An 18,129-nucleotide genomic window follows, 5' to 3' on the forward strand; every position below is an offset into this window, starting at 1 on the left:
TTTCCTTATCTGATAGAGTTCAACCGTTATAAAAAATACGAATCATAAAAGAAAGAGGGTAATTATATGTCAAATAAAACAATCCCATTCCGTGCAGATCATGTTGGTAGCTTACTTCGTCCGGAAACACTTCTTCAAGCAAGAGCAGATTTCCAGGATGGCAAAATTACAGCTGAAGCATTGTATGAAATTGAAACAAACGAAATTAAACGAATTGTTGATAAGCAAATTGAAGCTGGACTAGACGTTGTTACAGATGGTGAATTCCGACGCAGGTTCTGGCATACAGACTTCCTAGAGCAGCTTAATGGAGTTGAAGGCTTTATTCCTGATAAAGGATATCCTTTCAGCAGAGGGGAAACGGAGCGTTATACTATTCGTAACAAAGGGAAAATCTCCTTCAATCCAGATCATACTCAAATTAAGGATTTCGTTCTTTTCAATGAGATTGTTGGCGGACGTGCGGTGGCAAAACAAACTATTCCTAGTCCGAACCAGCTTTTTAACATTGGTATCCGCGATCAGGAAACTTATCCTACTATTGAGGAATTTGCAAAGGATGTTATTCAGACATATAAAGATGCCATTCAAGCCTTCTATAATGCAGGTGTCCGCTATCTTCAGCTTGATGATGTCTACATAGCAGGACTTTCTTCCCCAGATATTCCTTTCAATGATGGTGAATATTCACGGGAAACGCTTATTGAACTTGCTCTTCATGTTATCAATGAGGTATTAGAAGGAAAACCTGAGGATTTAGCTGTAACTACTCATTTATGCCGCGGAAACTATCGCTCTGACCATGCTTTTGCGGGCAGCTATGATATTATTGCCCCAACCTTGCTTGCTAAGGAAAAGGTTGACGGCTTCTTCTTGGAGTATGATGATGAGCGTTCTGGAACATTCCAGCCTTTAAGCCATATCCCTAAAGAAGGCCCGAAAGTCGTGCTAGGGCTTGTTACTTCAAAAACAGGAGAGCTAGAGGACAAAGAGGCCATTAAAGCCCGCATTAAAGAAGCATCGCAATATATCCCGCATGATCAGCTGTGCTTAAGCCCGCAATGTGGATTTGCATCAACTCATCACGGTAATGAGCTGACAGAAGAACAGCAATGGGAAAAGCTGAAGTTTATCGCTCAAATCGCTAAGGAAGTTTGGGAAGATAAAGAAGAGAATTTAACTGCTGCTGCAAATGCAGACAGAGCATAAAAATATATATAATAAAAAAACAGGTCTCTGTTTTAGAGACCTGTTTTTATCTAACTTATGCTGTTTTTTTGAAAGTAGCATAATACTTATCTTTTTGTTTTGAATCAAAACGACCTTCCCATTTGGACATGACAACCGCTGCTAAAGAGTTACCTACTACGTTTACAACAGTGCGGGCCATATCAAGAAGTCTGTCAATACCTGCAATAAATGCTAAACCTTCTAATGGAATGCCGACAGTCCCTAACGTTGCCAGCAAGACAACAAAGGAAACGCCTGGTACACCAGCAATACCTTTTGATGTGACCATCAAAACGAGCACTAATGTAATTTGCTCTGTTATGCTCAATTCAATCCCGTACATTTGGGCAATGAACAAGGCAGCCAATGCTTGGTATAAAGTAGATCCATCCAGATTAAAGGAATAGCCTGTCGGTACTACAAATGATACAATATCTTTTGGACATCCGAATTTTTCCATCTTCTCAATAACCTTTGGCAAAACACTTTCTGAGCTTGATGTTGAATAAGCCAGAAGCATTTCATCCTTTAATACTTTCATAAGATGGAAAATGTTAATACCAACTAATTTTGCGATTCCGCCCAGTACAACGATGATGAAGAATATCATTGTCGCATATACTAAAATCATTAATTTTCCAAGCGGGAGCAGTGATTCAACACCGAACTTGGATACAGTAACACCAATTAATGCAAATACTCCAAATGGAGCAAATTTCATGATAAAGTTTGTTACCCAGAACATCGCATCTGCTACACCTTCGAAGAAGGCAAGCACAGGTTTACCTTTATCTCCGATTGCAGCAACACCTAAGCCGAATACAACGGAGAAGAAAATAACCGCAAGCATATCAGCTTCTGCCATCGCTTGGAAAATATTACTTGGAACAATGCTGACAAGGATATCCAGCATACCATGGCTTTGCACTTCCTCCGTCGTCTCCACATACTGGTCGATATTTCCTTTTGAAAGGGAAGACATATCAATACCATTACCTGGTTGGAAGATATTTGCAGCAAGCAAACCTACGATAATAGCAATTGTTGTAACAACCTCAAAGTAAATTAAGGATTTTCCGCCAAGCTTACCTAGTTTTTTGAGATCACCAGTGCCGGCAACTCCTATTACTAATGTAGAGATAATGATAGGTACAACAATCATTTTGATCATGTTAAGGAAGACAGTTCCGATTGGCTGTAAATATTTCTCTACACCAGGATTTCCGTAAAAAACTGCCCCAACAATGATCCCCAGCACCAGACCAACAAGAATCTGGTAGGCTAAAGTAAATTTAAACTTTTTCTTCATTAATTTTCACCTCTTTTGTGTTAACCTTAACGAAAACAGTCAGGATACTACACATTATAAAGGCTACTTATAAAATCCGACAAAATCCTAAATTAATCGTAAATTTAATCTATCTAAATTTTTAAAATTATTAAATATTCTAGTGAGTTTTATTATATTTTTCCAAAGTTTCTAAGTACAGCACTTGAAGGAATTTCTTTATGTTAACCTTCACTTTTGCTGAATCGCCTTTTCCTTCTTGAATATGAATCATATGATTTCGTATTTCCTGAAAATCAAAATAGCGGGGAGCATAATACTCAAACTCTGGATTCGTATAATCAATGGCGCCAAGTGATGCCAAATTATTAATAGCCGTTAAAATGGTTCTGCGGATACGCTGCTCAATCGCCTTTGTTTCTTTCTTAACCTCAATGCCGGCTGCATTTCTTGCAGCAATCTTTTCATATAATTCCTTTAAAGGCGGCAGCTGCGGTGAATGTCCTCTTTCATTTACCAAATATTCAATGATAGAAACGATATCATCACTGCCTGCTTCTCCAATAATGCCCATATAGTTCAAAATAGATAAAACGATTTGGTTAACGCTTTGCGGCTTTTGCAAGGATGTGTTCGCAAGGCCAATATTCGCTAAAGACTCCTGTATTGTTAGCAGAGATTCCTTTAGCTTGCACTGCTCAACTAATTTCTTCAATATACTTTGCACTTCAATTTTGTTGATTGGCTTATGTATGAAAAATTCTACTCCCTTTTTGTATGCCTCACCAACCATTTCTTTGTTTACAACTTGGGATATCATGACAAACTGTCCTTCAAAACCTTCTCTTTTAAGTTGATCTATTGTTTCTATTCCGTCCATTTCCGGCATCAGCAAGTCTATTAAAACAACATCTGGATGCATGGTCATAATAGCAGTCAAGCATTCCTTTCCATTATCAGCCTCACCGATTGCCACACCGAGATCTTCCTCTTCAATAATATTCTTTAGCATGGTTCTGCTCGCCTTGTCATCGTCAACAATATAATAACGCAGAAATATCAGCTCACTTTCTTAAACATTGCGTTGGAATAGAAACCCGAAAAACCGCGCCATTTTCCGGTGCTTCTACTTGTATTTGTCCATTCAGTTTTTGGACTATTTCTTTAACATGGGATAAACCGATTCCTGTAGCAGCTACTCCCTTTTCATTGAATTTTGTTGTATAACCTGGTTCAAAAAGAATAGGGATATCCTCTTTTTTTATGCCTATTCCTGTATCCTCAATAACGAAGCAGGTTTGTCCTTCTGCTTCATATAAGTGAATTTTAATAACACCTTTGCCTTCAATTGATTCAACGGCATTTGCTGCAAGATTATTTAAAAGCGCAAGCAAAGGGATATGCTTATCTGTTTCATAGTCTGAAGACAGCTTAAGCTGAAAGCTTATTGCTTTCTTTAAAAATTCCCCGTATTTTTCATTTGCCAAAATAACTAGCCGCAATAACTCGGAAAGGGTAAGACTCGTTTCCTTTTTCTGAGAAGTAACTTTCGAGATTCCTGCCAATACTCGCTGGGAGTCTTTTTTGACCTCATGGATTTCCTGGGCAATTTTCAATGCTTGAATACTTAATGACAGCTCTTCCTTCTTCTTTAATTTCTGGTAAAGTTCATAGCTTGATGCGGTTATCTTTTCAATATGATTCATTGATTTCTGCAAGTATAATGCTTCTGCATATAACTCTGAACCGACACCCAGCATTTCCTCTACTCGCTTTTTTTGTTCAGAAACAGTGATGGACGCAATTAACCCCGCAACAAAATAACTTCTGAATAAAGCTACTCCACTCATGAGTGCCCAGCTCCAAAAATCGACATTGATATTTGTTTCCATCTCATGACGAAGAAGCTGTTCAGCGCCATTACCTAGAAATTCAAAAAGAAAGGCCCATGCCCCCAAATGGAAGGGCATTGTTTTATATCTTTCCACTTTTATAAGATGAAAGCCAAAAGCATAGGTAAAATAAAAAAGAAAAGCAGGAATATGGCTAATTATGCTGTGGAAAAATAGCTCATCTCGAAAAACAACATCTTCCAATGTCCTAATAATTACAACTGTTAATCCTGTAATTGCCCCCGCCTTCAAAATGTTTTTAGGCAACCATATTAAAATAAGCATAAAAAAAGTAATACTGCCTAAACCGAAACGAAATGCTTCTCCTTGGAAAGGGACAACTTTTACTTCACTTGCTATTGTAGTAAAAATCGCGATAAGTGCCACTACTGCCCAATTAGATGGGGGTTTGCTGAAAAGTTTAGTTCCAAACATGGATATCTCCTAAAATATATCTAATTTATCTTTGAAAATGTTAATTATAGCATTCTCCAATATCTTTGCTGTTATTGCTATTATGGAATTTTTTTACGTCTCTGATTATGAAGGAGACATCCGTGTAACACTAAGAATATGAACCATAAGGAAGTGTAATTAATGGATTTTTACCAAGGGAAAGAAACACTAACTGCTATTGAATGGATACTCCGCGCCATTATTGCATTTATATTCTTAGTGATAATTGGAAGAATCTTAGGGCAGCGTACTATATCCCAATTACGGCTGATGGATTTTGTCATTGCATTGATGATTGGAAATATAGTTGCCCATCCTCTTTCAGATGAAAAACTAGGACTTAAAGGTTCCATGCTGACAACGCTCGTTCTTGCTGTCCTTTATCTCGGCGGAACAAAATTAATACTGAAATGGCAATGGTTTCAAAAAATAATCAACAAAGAGCCCATTGTAATTGTTCAAAATGGAGAAATCGTCTATAAAGGGTTGAAAAAAGCAAGAATCTCCATTGATGTCCTTCTTGAAGAACTGCGTGGAAAGCAAGTGGAAAACATAAAAAAAGTAGCATTAGCAGTCTGGGAGCCTAACGGAAATATGTCCGTGTTTCTTGAACCGTTATACGTACCTCTTACCCAAGCTTCTCTCCAAATGACAACAGCTTCTTTTGACCTGCCTAAAACGATTATACGGGATGGTCACATTTGTGAAAAGGAACTGGAAATACACGGAAAGAACGAAGACTGGCTGACGGACAATTTAAAAAGCTTATATCAAGCAGAGGTGAAAGACATCCTGCTTGCTACCATTGATAATAAGGATAACTTAACCATCTTCTTCTATAGATAAAGGCCAGCTTATACTGCCTTTATCTATCTTTATTTGCTCGCCTTATCCCTTCGGTACAGGTCACGGCTTTTAAATCCTGCACCTAATATGACCTTCATCTCTTCCCGTCTCTTCTCCTTTGTTGTCTCCTGCTTTGCACTATAAACATAGCGGGCCCAATCCTTTTTGTATCCAGGTGTAAGAGATTGATAAAACGCAAGCAGATTTGGATCATCCTTTAAGTCTTTTTCAATTTGTGCCATATCCTCTATATAATCATCCACACATTGACTCGCCTTTGTTGATGGTTTATTTTTTATTTTAGAGTCTTCCTTAAGGCCAACGACAGTAAATGTTTCATCCATGCCAACCATCCGACTGAATTTAATATTGCTGCTGCCGATAAATCCATCCGCATCCGCTCCAAGTCCGCCCAATATTTCATCACGATGAATATAGGTTGAGTAAAGCTTATTGCCCTTTTTTGGATAGGCAAAGAACAAGTAGCCGCCTTTGTTAAGATAGCTGTTCTTTACAACTTCCAAAGCAAGCTGTTTCATGGAATCCATATTAAATACGAAGGCAAATATCAAGTCGTAAGATTCCTCAGGCACCAGCTCTGTCCCATAATTTTTAAGCTCGTCCAAATACGCGCTATCTTGAGGCATATGCAGCACTGCTTTTTTTTCGTATTTATGTAAGTTAAGTTTATCTGTAATCGATTTAGCCACTGCTTTCTACACTCCTTACTTATGGGAATAACTACAATTAAACAAAAGAAGTGATGCTGCCCTCATTATAGGCAGCATCACTTCATATATGCAAGGCATTACAGATGTTTTAAGTGCCGCAGTAAGTCTGGTACGGTGCTTTCAGCGCAGGCAGCTCTGCATACTCAGCCTGCTCTGGAGTATGCGCATATGGTTTGGTAATGACAGCCGCAAGCTTCTCCATAACTGTGTAATCACCACGCTCAACCGCTGCCTCTAACGCTTCCTCCACCCGGTGATTTCTAGGAATAACAGCCGGATTACTTTTTCGCATCAGCTCATCTGATTGAGCCTTTGTTTCCTCCTGCCTGTTGAGCCTTTCCTGCCAGCGCTTATGCCACTGCTCGTATTCCTCGCTTACCAGCAATGCAGAATCATCCTTTTTAGAAAAGGTAAGTGTCAGGAATGTATTTGTGTAATCTGCTTGATATTTCTCCATTAAATCAAGAAGACTGTTAACTAAAGCTTCGTCTTCCTTCTCCTCATTAAAGATTCCAAGCTTTGCCCTCATCCCAGCAAGCCAATTCTCTTTATACATATCCATATAGCCTGATATTTTTTGCTGCGCCATCTCAAGTGCAACAGCATCATCTTCATGAAGGAGCGGCAACAGACTTTCTGCTAACCGGGCTAAGTTCCAGCCGCCAATTACCGGCTGGTTTCCATAAGCATAGCGGCCCTCTACATCAATCGAGCTGAATACGGTGTTAGGATTATAAACATCCATAAACGCACAAGGTCCATAATCAATCGTTTCGCCGCTGATTGTCATGTTGTCTGTATTCATGACACCATGTATGAAACCGACAAGCTGCCATTGAGAGATAAGCTTAGCCTGCCTCTTAATCACTTCCTCAAGCAAAGCCAGATATCGGTTCTCTTCTTGTTCCAGCTCAGGGTAATGTCGTTTAATTGCATAATCAGCAAGAGAACGAATATCGTCTACAGTTCCCCACTGAGCAGCAAATTGGAAGGTCCCAACACGAAGATGGCTTGCTGCCGTTCTCGTTAAAATGGCACCAGGTAGCCTTGTTTCACGAAGGATGCGCTCACCTGTTTTCGTTACCGCCAGACTTCTCGTTGTCGGGATTTCAAGCGCATGCATTGCTTCGCTGATAATATACTCCCGAAGCATTGGTCCGACTGCTGCACGACCATCCCCACCGCGGGAATACGGTGTCCGGCCTGAGCCTTTCAGCTGAATATCAATCCTCTCTCCAGCTGGAGTAATCTGCTCTCCCAAAAGGATGGCACGACCATCTCCAAGTCTGTTAAAATAGCCGAATTGATGACCTGCATAAGCTTGAGCCAGTGGATCTGCACCGTCAGGATTGACATTTCCGGCGAAAACCTCTGCGCCCTCTTGTTTTTGAAGCTCTTGAACATTTAATCCTAAATCTGCTGCTAGTCTTTCATTGAAAAAGATAACCTTGGGAGCTGCTACTGGGGTCGGCTTTGTTCTAGTAAAAAACATTTCTGGCAGTTGAGCATAGCTATTATCTAAGTTCCATCCAGCTTCATTGCTTTTTGTCATGATATCTCCTTTTTAACGAAGTAATATTCTTTACTAATGTTTACATCCATACACTTATTATACTGTTAGCTAGGAGTGTTAGCTTTGATTCTGGCTTATTAATTGAAATAACTTACACGGATGCTTTATTCCTATAATTCACCCACCAAAGAGGCCGCCTTTTGGCAGCCCCCTTTTTTATGTTAGTTCGCGAAGAAATCCTTTAAAGGCTGGAAATCGTCTGTTAGCTGAACACGATTCGGCTCTGCCTGCATAAGCTGCTCAACCAGCTTTTCCAGCTCACTAATATTCTGTGTATCTGTATATTCAATGAAGTTTAGCCCATGAAGCCAGTCTGTATAGGAATGCTTTGCTTTGCCGTAACTATTACCGAATACTAAGCATGGGGTTTTGGTAATGATGGAAAAAATCATCGCATGTAATCGGTCTGTTATTACTATTTTGCTCGAACCGATTTTTTCGAGTGTTTTCAGAAAATACTTCTCTCGTTCATCATAATCAATCATATCTACTTCTGAGAGCACAGTATCTGTTCGCTCCACAGGACCCTTTTTTTCTGCCCATGCCATCAATTCAGTAATAAAATTCTCATCGGTCACTTTTTCCTTATCTGCCCTTAATATAAACAATACTCCATCTCTGTCCAGCTCTTTCGGCACGATATCAAGGGAAAGAACCATATCTGGTGTATAAATAACATTCGAATCAAATGTTTCTTTAACAACATCAAGAGTTTGTGACTCTCTTGCCGCAATCGTTAAATTTCGGTTTTGATGATAGGCATCTTGGGATTTTTTCTTTTCCTCATTACCTGCCTCGTTGTCTTCAAAATAAACAGATTGTGGAAGGGAAATGGTTTTATAGTCCTTAAATACTTCAAATACCTTCCGTCTGTCTTCTTCAATTTCCAAATACAGACTGCCGAGATTTCCTCCGCCTGTAAAGCAAACTATATCATCTTCCTTGATTATCTCTTTGACTAGCTCTATCCCTTCTTCTGTTGCATAATCCATAATTTCAATATACTCATAATAAGGGAAATGATTTTTTATAAACTTTTCCTCCGCATAAGCAATCGCCTGATCACCAATGTTTGTATAGCTTGGTGAACCGAATAAGAACACCTTTCTTTTGTCATTTAACAAAGCTTGCGGATCAACATTCGGTGCAATTCCCTTTACTAATTTTCCTGTTAAAGTTTCTGTATTCATTGTTGCTACCTCCAATCAAACAAGTTGCTCATAGAAGCTCTTTACCCTTTAAGGGAGGAAGTATGCATTTTTTTTAAGAGGTGTGCTTTACTCGTTTTGATAATATATTAGTAAAATGTATCTATTTCCGACTAATTTTATTTACTTTCAAAAAAAGGAATGTTTATAATTACAACTGGTTATTTAAATAGCTTTTTGATTATGGGTATTAATGTGATTAGATTAAGGCTTATTAGGGAAAAGAATGGTGAATGGATTGCTTTTCTCAACTGGCGGAACATATTTTAGAAGAATAATGTTCTCCGGTCTATTAGTCGTATAATCTTGACCATTTGTCCATATACTAAGCTATCAGATCATTCTATAACGATAAACATATATTGGAAGAAGGTAGAGGCATGGCTCATAATATCGCAATGGTAAATATCGGGCTTTTAATTATTCGCCTTGTAGTTGGCTTGACCTTTGTCGGGCATGGTGCCCAGAAGCTGTTTGGCTGGTTTGGCGGTACTGGCATCACTGGAACTGGAAACTGGCTGAAGACGATTGGTCTTGAAAAAGGGGCGAGAGTTTGGGCAACCTTGGCAGGATTGTTCGAGCTTATCGGCGGACTCCTGTTTGCTTCAGGTGCTCTTACATGGCTCGGAGCAGCAATGATTGTCATCGTTATGATTGATGCCATAATCGCTGTTCATGGCAAAAATGGCTACTGGATGACGGAAGGTGGATTTGAATACAATTTCGTCTTAATTGCAGTCGCTATTGGTGTAGCTTTAACTGGACCTGGTGACTACGTTTTATTCTATCAACCATAATACATAAAAAAAGCTGGCAGCCGCCAGCTTTTTATTTATTACTCAATATGTTGAAGCCCCTTCTGTAAATCAAGCATTTCGTTGCGCAGCTGAGCAAAGCCTGCAACAACAGGAAGTTGCTTTTTTGCCGGCACCATATTATTCTCAATAGACACTGCCATTGTTTCCATGACATAAAGCCATTGAGCGAGCTCCTTCTCAGGAAAATCCTCTTTCTGCTCAGACTTTAAACATACAATTAAATAATGGCTAATCTGCTTTATAGAGAAAATGACAGGCCATAATGCTTCCAGCCTACTTTTGTTTATAAACACTTCCCCTAATGCCGACTGGTAAACTGTCATTAAGTTTGTAAGATTTGTCTGCATTTTACTTCTCTCTTTGCTGTTTGCATATTCAAGCCCGCTGTTTTCAGCAAACAGTGCCACCAGTAATTGACTTTGGCTTCTGATTGTTTTGGCAATAAAGTGATTCAATAAATTTGAAGCTGATTTCCTGCCAATCAGCAGTGCCCCAGCAAGACCAATAAGACTTCCGATTAAAATATCAGTGGCTCTTACAACTGCAAAATAGGAGTAATCAAACATTTGGGAAGAATATTCTGCCATAGTCAGAGCTGAAGCTGTAAAGAATATGGCAGCTAATCCATAATTACGAACAATAAACAGTTCTGTTAAAAAGGTCAGACAGAGGATAAGAAGAGCAACTATATAGCCATTATGGACCGTCAAGAGAATACTTCCTGCAATAAACAGACCAAGGACTGTTCCAATCATTCTTTGGACTGCGCGATGAAATGTCGCAATTATTGTTGGACCTGACATGACTGCTGCACAGGACAGTGGAATCCAATAAGCTCTTTCAAAAGGAAAAGCATAAGCAATAAGCGCTGCTATCATCAAGACTGCTCCATATTTTATGGAGGATAGAAATACAATAGAGTTCTTATCAAAGGCTCCTAAAAGTACTGTCCTTAAAGGTGGTTTCACTAGCTTTACGTCATGCTGTAACTTTTCAACTGTTCGATTAAGGATACTATTGGCCTCATTAATTTTATGTACTAATTCCTCGAACTCTTGATTCCTATAATCAGGAAAATCTAAATTATTGCTGCTTCTCCCAGAACCTATCATTGCACAGATAGACTGCACCGCTGCACTAAATTCAGGTGGAATTTTAGTTTGTGTAGATATACTGGCAAGATGGGAATAAATTGCGTTGGCATGCTCATTTAATAGAAATAATTGATTCCACAATAATGTCGCCGTCTTAGAAGAATAACCAGCAAACAGGACGGATTCCGCCTCGCTCAAAGCAGTAACAGCTTTATGCTTGGCATTATTAATACCACCTGTGCCGACAGCTTCCATTAATTCTGCAAGTGCACTATAAACTTTTTTCACCGCCTTTATTTCAGGGTCATGAGGCTGAAAGAACCAGCCAAACATTGCAATAGCCCACGATAAAGCACCTCCTAAAAATACAAAGCCTGCACGCATTAGAGCTAAAGACGGATCTACAGGCATGCCAGTTGCCATCGCAAAGCAAAGTACAAAAAACAGCGCAGATGGTCCGGTTATTTTCAGTGCACCAAAAATAAAGACAGAAACGGCACCGATTATTCCCAGCATTAGCACAGACAAAGCTTGATATGGTGCTAATATGGTACCGATAAACACGGAAAATGTGATTCCTAACAGGGCAAAAAAGATTTTTTTTGCTCGCTGGACATATGGAATATCAAATACATATAAATAGGTGAATCCCCCTATTCCTGCCAGTAAACCATATTCAAAACTGCCGAAAAGAACACCAATGAATACAGGCAAAGAAGCGGCCAAGCCGGCACAAAAAGCCTTCAGCCATGGAAATGGGTTTTTGCTCACCTTAAAGGATTGTTTAAAAACTGCAAACACCTTCTGAAAATAGATTTTAGAAGAAACTTTTTCATCAGAATTATTCATTTTTGCAAAACTCCTTTGTGTAAAAATACATATAGAAAGGATTATTAGAGGATTAAAGAGGTTATATTTAGTGTATCATAATGAGCGGCGAGCATATGGGTGAAAGCTTTGCGCCATGAGCTTAGTATTCCTTTTAACAGGAACGATATTCCAAAATAATAAGGAAAGACCACTTCAAAATGAAGAGGTCTTTCCTTATTTTATGCCTTTAATTTCGCTAGTTCTTTTGAAACTTCCTCATCACTGACATTTGTGAAGCTTGTTGCAGCAAAGCTGTTAAGCGGAGCTTTTGTAAAGCCTCCTGCTTGTACTTCCGCTTCCATAAACAGGATTTTCTCCTCCGCTCTTGTAATGCCTCTAACTACATTGTCTGCGTTAAAGGAACTTGACACCTGTTGGATTTGCTTAATTGATTTTGCCACATTTGCACGGGATGCCAGCAGAATCTTTTTATGCTGAAGCTCATTATATGTTACTTGCAGTTCATTGTACTTGTCTTTGAGGATAATTGTTTGCTCCTTTATTGCTTCTAGCTGCTGCTCATACACACTAAGCTGGTGCTCATGGTTGATTTTTTCCTGTACAGCAAGCCTCGCAATCCCTTCCTCTCCCTTTTCAAGAGCAAGCTTAGCTTGATGTGTTCGTTTTTCTATTAACTCTTTCGTTTGTCCAATTAGTGCTGCTTGTTTATTTTCTACGAATATTTGGCGGGATAGTGCTGCTTGCGCCTTGCCAAGCTCCTGCTCCATTTCCCTCGTATATTCATTTAACATTGCTATTGGATCTTCCATATTATCCAGCAATCCGTTAATATCAGCACTTGCCATTGTTTTTATTCTTTTAAAAATACCCATTTTATAGTCTCTCCTTTGAGTTTGTGTTATTTTTTTCCCATTCATCTAAGATAGAAGCATTATTAACGTTCACTGACGGTTTAGGTGTACTCATAGCTGATGTATTAATGAAGTTCTCAACAGATGATGATTGTGATTTCTTTTTGAAAAGTTTAATCACAAATGTGATCACTGCAGCTGCTATGATTACAAAGAATAAAATGCCCAGCCAAGAAAAACTTGGTTCATGGTGGAAACCACCCATCATTTGGCTATGACCAAATCCGCCTTGTCTCATGCCTCCGCCGAATCCATAACCGTGTGCAAGTGCGGCGGCCCCTCCAATCAGATTTTTGATGATGCTAATTGCCAATAGGATGGAGGCAATTAACACACCCCAGAAAATACTTTTTTTAACTCTAGCATTCATTGTTTTCTTTCCACCTTTCCTGTTGATAGTTTGTAGTTTAATAGTCTTTGGTGAAAAGTCGGTGAAAGCAAAAAAGAATGTAAAAGTTTTTTCGTTGATAGACAGGAGCAACGAGCTACTATTTAAAAATAATTATTTTTACCGATATATTACATGTAAATAATTCCTAATAGTTCGGACACATTTAATTTTCACAGGGGTGGTATACATGAATATTTTTGCAAAAAAACAAAAAGCAAGCAGTTTAAGAGAGGCTGCTGAGCAGGAACGGGACAATGTTTTAATAGATATAAAAAAAGAAGCTAATCTTCTTAAGCAGCTGGAAGTAATTAATCTCACATTAGACGATTTAGCAGTAGCAAGAGTACTGCAGCCCTTCATTCGAGAAAATATTGAGGCCATCTATAATCCTATTTATCATCATGCTAATCCAGGCATACGCAAGGTAGTGGACATGACTTCAATCGGTGTAGACTTGGCTGGATGTCAAGAATATGTAATTGGCTTTTTTGATGGAATCATAGATGACCAATTCGCAGAACGAAGAATGAACATCTCAAAATATTATTTAGCGGTAGGTGTAGAGGCTCGTTGGTATCTTTGTACAAATGCTGTCTTTGTTAGCACCATTCTTGACCTTTTAAAGGAAGTTTATAAAGATGATGTAGACAGCCTTATCTTAGCTGCTAATGTCACTACAAAAATTTATAATCTGGAGCTGCAGCTGTGCCTTTCTTATCTACAAGAGCTGCAAAACGAAGCTTCTGTGAAGAAGGAAATGGAAGCAAAGCAGCAAGTAAAAGAAACAATTGGGTCTATTACAGAGGAGCTTGCAGCAATGTCAGAGGAAGTTGGCGCATCTGTTGCCGATGTGGTTGTCCGCTCTGAAAACATGAAAACAGAACTGGATGAAGGCTTGAAATCCTCTATCATTACATCCGAATCTTCTATAAAAGGAAGAAAGCAGCTCGATCAAGTTATAGAAGAAACGGTGGCATTGAAAGATAGTGTCAATGAAATTAAGACTAGTGTAGGTTCACTTGAAGCTAACTCAAGGGAAATTGGTGATATCGTGGCCGTAATTACATCCATTGCAGAGCAAACAAATCTTCTTGCTCTAAATGCTGCCATAGAAGCTGCAAGAGTTGGGGAACATGGAAAAGGATTTTCTGTCGTAGCAGCAGAGGTAAGAAAACTTGCTGAGCAGACTAAATTATCTTCAAGCAATATTACTAATTTAGTTCTTTCTACTACAAAGCAGATTGAAGATGTGGTGAAACAAATAAATGAAGTAAACTCTAAAACCTTATCAGCCAATCAGAATGTTCAAGAGACAGTGAACAGCTTTGATGAAATTCTGTCAGCAAGCATCGTAAGCACCGAAAAAAATGAGCAAAACAATAAAGAAATGAGTAATTTCTCTAATATTTTAAAAGAAATTGGCGAAGCCGGCTCTAAAGTAGCTGAACTGGCAGATGATTTAAACCAGACAATGCAAGGGTATTAATCTATATAAACAAAAGGAATAAATCAGCAGACGAATAATTGACTTTTATTCGTCTTTTCCCTTTCTCTAAGCTTGTGCGTCATTCAGCTTCTCAAATATCTTTAACATCTGTAATCGTTCTTCTTCTGTCAGTTTTTCAAACAAGTTTCGGCGGAGCATTTGCCCTTCTTGGTGGGCTTTAACTACTATCTCACTGCCTTTATCTGTAATTCCTAAATAAATGATTCGGCGATCCGTTTCATCTACAATTCTTATGGCCAATCCTTTGTGCACTAGTTTTTCTGATAAATGTGTCAAGGTGGGCGGAGTCAAACCTAGAGCCTTCGCAATATCAGATGGACGGCTATTTCCCTTTTTCTCCAGATGGCTGAGAACAAGAATATGGGATATGCCAAGATCCTCATTAAACATTTTATTCCACTGAATGATTAAATTATTGGTAACCTTGTCCATGTTATGAATAATCTCGAAAATAGTTTGTTCTTCCATCAATCATATCCCTGCTTTCGATAAGTGTAAAAGCTCCTGAATTTATTCAGGAACTCTCTTATCATACATTACTACTGAGCTGAGAATCCACCGTCAATCACTAATTCTGCACCTGTAATGTAATCCGAGTCGTCTGAGGCAAAGAACAATGCGGCTTTCGCGATATCGTTAGGCTGTCCCAGCCGTTGAAGAGGTGTTGCCTGGATTAATCGGTCAAGCAATTCTCTAGAAGTGCTCAAGGACTGTGTCATTGGTGTTTCAATGATGCCCGGAAAAAGTGCATTTACACGTACACCATCATGTCCAAAGGTTGTAGCCGCTGCTTTAGAGAAAGCACGAACTGCCCCTTTAGATGCAGAATAATGATTAAAGCCTTGACCAATTTGAGCTGTATAGGATGAGATATTGATAATAGAACCTTTCTTTTGAGCTGCCATGTATGGAGCAACATGCTTAATCCCTGCAAAAGGACCATATCCATTAATGGAAAGCATTTTATGCCAGTCTTCAAAATTAATATCCTTATACATTTTTTCAGAAGAAATACCCGCATTATTTACGAGAATATCAATCTTTCCAAACTTGGTTATCACTTCTTTCACCAACGCTTGCCAATTTTCATCGGAAGCTACATTTAATTTCATCCCATACACATTTTCCTTTTGGCTTACCTTTTCTAGTGCTGCCTCATTAATATCTGCAGCAATTACCACCGCACCTTCTTGCTGGAATAAATCGACCATGCATTCACCAATGCCTGATGCTCCACCAGTGATGATTGCTACTTTATTTTCTAATCTTCCCATCTTTATATACACTCCTAACTGTCATTCGTTTTTTATTTAGACATCTAAATATTATTTCTAATCTTCTTTAACAGCGGAGATTAACTGCCTCCGTATTATTATTTAGATATCTAAATAATAGACATCTAAATAATAACAGAATGACTTTTCTTCAGCAATTAATTTAAACTAGCCAAATAAAATGAAGAGAGCCTGCTTAAATGAATGCAGGCTCTCCTCTAAATTAAGCAGAAAGGTATTTATCTCCTCTTAAACTTGGAGTCTTCCAAATTTCCACCCACTTCTTAATGGCTGCCACTACAATTATAATTCCGAGAATAAGCATAATAATCGACAAAACACCGTTGACGACATTATAACCAGCCGCTTCTGGATTCAAATAGACATTAGTAATCATCCAGTAGCCTGCCACATTTACTGTAGCAAAAAGATAAGCAAGCGGGATAAGACATGTAAGCATATAAGAGCGTTTATCAGCTATTTTCAAGATAACAGTAGCTCCAACAATTAAGCCAATTGATGCCATCAGCTGGTTAGACACACCAAATAATGCCCAAACAGAACCGATATCCCCTGAATACAATAAGTACCCCCAAGCTACACATGCTAATGCACTGGCAAAGATATTTCCAGGCATCCAATCGACCCTTTTCAGCGGCTTATAAACTTCACCGAAAAAGTCTTGAATTAAATAGCGGGCCACACGAGTACCAGCATCAATAGCGGTTAAAATGAATACCGCTTCAAACATAATAACGAATTGGAAAAAGTGCGGTGCTAAATTATCAAACCAAGGAATGCTGGTGAAAATATAGGTCATTCCGACAGCTAACGAAACAGCCCCTCCCGTTCTGCCTTCCAAATCCAGACCAATTTCCTGGCTCAATTCTGGCAAATGAACGGCAGACATTCCTAATGTTTTAAAAACCTCTGGTGTTGAGTTAATGGCAAAATAATCTCCTGGATGCAGGGAAACGGCTGCAATCAAAGCCATAATTGCTACTAAGCATTCAACAAGCATGCCGCCGAACCCGACTATTTTTATATCCTGCCAGCGATCAAGCATTTTCGGAGTCGTTCCAGAACCTACGAAGGCATGGAAACCGGATATGGCACCACAAGCAATGGTGATAGAAATAAACGGCCAAACAGGTCCTGCAATGATTGGACCGCCGCCGTGAATAAATTCAGTAAAGGCAGGCATTTGTACATCTGGATTTATAATGAACACACCGATAATTAAAGCGATAAAAACACCAATTTTCATAAAGCTGCTTAAATAATCCCTTGGAGCCAACAGCAGCCATACTGGCAGAGCAGCTGCAAAAAAAGCATAAATCGGCAGGATGATTGCCAATGTTTTTGAGTCAAATGTCAAGAACTCTCCTAATGCAGTCTCTTGGATAGAGGGACCGATAAAAACACCGATCATAAGGAGAATAAAGCCCACTGTGCTGGCCAGCTTTAAATTTCCTGTCTTTTTATAAAATAAACCAACACCCATCGCAATCGGAATAGTGATACCTACTGCGAATGTTCCCCACGGATTTCTCTCAAGAGCATGAAGGACAACCATTGAAAGACCTGCCATCGTAATTGTAATAATGAACAGCATGGCAAGTCCTGTACAGAAGCCGGCAACTGGACCTAGCTCCTCTTTGGCAACCTCGGACAAAGACTTTCCTTGCTTACGCATGGAGGCCATAAGCACAACTGCATCATGAACCGCTCCCCCGATAACTGCCCCAATTAACAGCCAAAGCAGTCCTGGCAAATAACCAAATTGAGCAGCCAAAATGGGACCAACAAGGGGGCCAGCTGCCGCAATTGCCGCAAAATGGTGCCCAAAGGTAACCCACTTATTTGTCGGCACATAATCCTTCCCATCATTGAGCTCATGAGCAGGAGTCTTTTTTCTTTCTTCCATTTCCTTTAGCTTCATTACCTTAACCGCCATGAAAGTACCATATAAACGATACGCAATCATTAAGAAACACATCGTCCCAATTACAATCGTAATTGCATTCATTTCATTTCAGCCTCCTTCAGTAATTATTGCTATTACATGTATATACTACC

16 protein-coding genes and 1 pseudogene are annotated in these 18,129 nt (G+C 39.1%); 5 read left to right on the forward strand and 12 right to left on the reverse strand.

Features of this window, described 5'->3' with window-relative positions:
* The first annotated feature begins 66 nt into the window (after nucleotides 1–66).
* Nucleotides 67–1,209 (forward strand): 5-methyltetrahydropteroyltriglutamate--homocysteine S-methyltransferase, encoded by a 1,143-nt coding sequence (locus LXM54_RS15370; RefSeq protein ID WP_233316079.1) that lies wholly within the window; start codon nucleotides 67–69, stop codon nucleotides 1,207–1,209.
* Nucleotides 1,210–1,264: 55 nt separating this feature from the next.
* Here LXM54_RS15370 and LXM54_RS15375 read toward each other — a convergent pair whose 3' ends face one another.
* From LXM54_RS15375 to LXM54_RS15385, 3 genes are all read right to left on the reverse strand, one after another.
* Nucleotides 1,265–2,539 carry a cation:dicarboxylate symporter family transporter gene (locus tag LXM54_RS15375; protein WP_233316080.1) on the reverse strand — a complete coding sequence of 425 codons (1,275 nt, stop codon included), beginning with the start codon at nucleotides 2,537–2,539 and terminating at the stop codon, nucleotides 1,265–1,267.
* A gap of 139 nt (nucleotides 2,540–2,678) precedes the next feature.
* Nucleotides 2,679–3,572 carry a response regulator gene (locus LXM54_RS15380; protein ID WP_233316163.1) on the reverse strand — a complete coding sequence of 298 codons (894 nt, stop codon included), beginning with the start codon at nucleotides 3,570–3,572 and terminating at the stop codon, nucleotides 2,679–2,681.
* 10 nt (nucleotides 3,573–3,582) lie between these two features.
* A complete protein-coding gene (locus LXM54_RS15385) occupies nucleotides 3,583–4,845 on the reverse strand; it encodes an ATP-binding protein (protein ID WP_233316081.1) in 1,263 nt (420 codons plus the stop codon).
* Nucleotides 4,846–5,007: 162 nt separating this feature from the next.
* On the opposite strand from LXM54_RS15385, the gene LXM54_RS15390 reads away from it, so the two are divergent.
* A complete protein-coding gene (locus tag LXM54_RS15390) occupies nucleotides 5,008–5,712 on the forward strand; it encodes a DUF421 domain-containing protein (protein WP_233316082.1) in 705 nt (234 codons plus the stop codon).
* 29 nt (nucleotides 5,713–5,741) lie between these two features.
* Here LXM54_RS15390 and LXM54_RS15395 read toward each other — a convergent pair whose 3' ends face one another.
* The 3 genes from LXM54_RS15395 to LXM54_RS15405 form a co-directional block, all read right to left on the reverse strand.
* On the reverse strand, nucleotides 5,742–6,422 hold the full coding sequence (locus LXM54_RS15395; RefSeq protein ID WP_233316083.1) for a YdeI/OmpD-associated family protein: 681 nt from the start codon (nucleotides 6,420–6,422) through the stop codon (nucleotides 5,742–5,744).
* A gap of 109 nt (nucleotides 6,423–6,531) precedes the next feature.
* On the reverse strand, nucleotides 6,532–7,995 hold the full coding sequence (locus LXM54_RS15400) for a protein adenylyltransferase SelO (protein WP_233316084.1): 1,464 nt from the start codon (nucleotides 7,993–7,995) through the stop codon (nucleotides 6,532–6,534).
* Nucleotides 7,996–8,177: 182 nt separating this feature from the next.
* On the reverse strand, nucleotides 8,178–9,206 hold the full coding sequence (locus tag LXM54_RS15405; RefSeq protein ID WP_233316085.1) for a polysaccharide pyruvyl transferase family protein: 1,029 nt from the start codon (nucleotides 9,204–9,206) through the stop codon (nucleotides 8,178–8,180).
* A 416-nt stretch (nucleotides 9,207–9,622) separates the two neighbouring features.
* Here LXM54_RS15405 and LXM54_RS15410 point away from each other — a divergent pair, with 416 nt between their 5' ends.
* Nucleotides 9,623–10,021 (forward strand): DoxX family protein, encoded by a 399-nt coding sequence (locus LXM54_RS15410; RefSeq protein ID WP_233316164.1) that lies wholly within the window; start codon nucleotides 9,623–9,625, stop codon nucleotides 10,019–10,021.
* 38 nt (nucleotides 10,022–10,059) lie between these two features.
* Here the strand turns inward: LXM54_RS15410 and LXM54_RS15415 are convergent, their stop codons facing one another.
* The 3 genes from LXM54_RS15415 to LXM54_RS15425 all read right to left on the reverse strand — a co-directional run bounded on the left by LXM54_RS15415 (nucleotide 10,060) and on the right by LXM54_RS15425 (nucleotide 13,248).
* A complete protein-coding gene (locus tag LXM54_RS15415) occupies nucleotides 10,060–11,985 on the reverse strand; it encodes an FUSC family protein (RefSeq protein WP_233316086.1) in 1,926 nt (641 codons plus the stop codon).
* A 200-nt stretch (nucleotides 11,986–12,185) separates the two neighbouring features.
* The gene (locus tag LXM54_RS15420; protein WP_233316087.1) at nucleotides 12,186–12,839 is read right to left on the reverse strand and encodes a PspA/IM30 family protein; all 654 of its coding nucleotides are present in this window, start codon (nucleotides 12,837–12,839) and stop codon (nucleotides 12,186–12,188) included.
* 1 nt (nucleotide 12,840) lies between these two features.
* Nucleotides 12,841–13,248: a hypothetical protein gene (locus LXM54_RS15425; RefSeq protein ID WP_233316088.1), complete on the reverse strand. Its 408-nt coding sequence runs from the start codon at nucleotides 13,246–13,248 to the stop codon at nucleotides 12,841–12,843.
* A gap of 208 nt (nucleotides 13,249–13,456) precedes the next feature.
* Here LXM54_RS15425 and LXM54_RS28535 point away from each other — a divergent pair.
* Nucleotides 13,457–13,981: pseudogene (locus tag LXM54_RS28535) on the forward strand (protoglobin domain-containing protein); the annotation flags it as partial.
* A 159-nt stretch (nucleotides 13,982–14,140) separates the two neighbouring features.
* Nucleotides 14,141–14,755, forward strand: a complete 615-nt coding sequence (locus LXM54_RS28540) for a methyl-accepting chemotaxis protein (protein WP_442780494.1) — start codon at nucleotides 14,141–14,143, stop codon at nucleotides 14,753–14,755.
* A 66-nt stretch (nucleotides 14,756–14,821) separates the two neighbouring features.
* Here LXM54_RS28540 and LXM54_RS15435 read toward each other — a convergent pair whose 3' ends face one another.
* From LXM54_RS15435 to cstA, 3 genes are all read right to left on the reverse strand, one after another.
* Nucleotides 14,822–15,244 (reverse strand): MarR family winged helix-turn-helix transcriptional regulator, encoded by a 423-nt coding sequence (locus LXM54_RS15435; protein ID WP_233316165.1) that lies wholly within the window; start codon nucleotides 15,242–15,244, stop codon nucleotides 14,822–14,824.
* A gap of 71 nt (nucleotides 15,245–15,315) precedes the next feature.
* Entirely contained in the window at nucleotides 15,316–16,050 is a 735-nt protein-coding gene (locus LXM54_RS15440; protein WP_233316090.1) for an SDR family NAD(P)-dependent oxidoreductase, read from the reverse strand.
* Nucleotides 16,051–16,273: 223 nt separating this feature from the next.
* Nucleotides 16,274–18,079 (reverse strand): carbon starvation CstA family protein, encoded by a 1,806-nt coding sequence (gene cstA / locus LXM54_RS15445; RefSeq protein WP_233316091.1) that lies wholly within the window; start codon nucleotides 18,077–18,079, stop codon nucleotides 16,274–16,276.
* Between the last annotated feature and the right edge of the window lie 50 nt (nucleotides 18,080–18,129).

Source organism: Bacillus sp. Au-Bac7 (assembly GCF_021341655.1).
Taxonomy (GTDB): Bacteria; Bacillota; Bacilli; order Bacillales; family Cytobacillaceae; genus Niallia.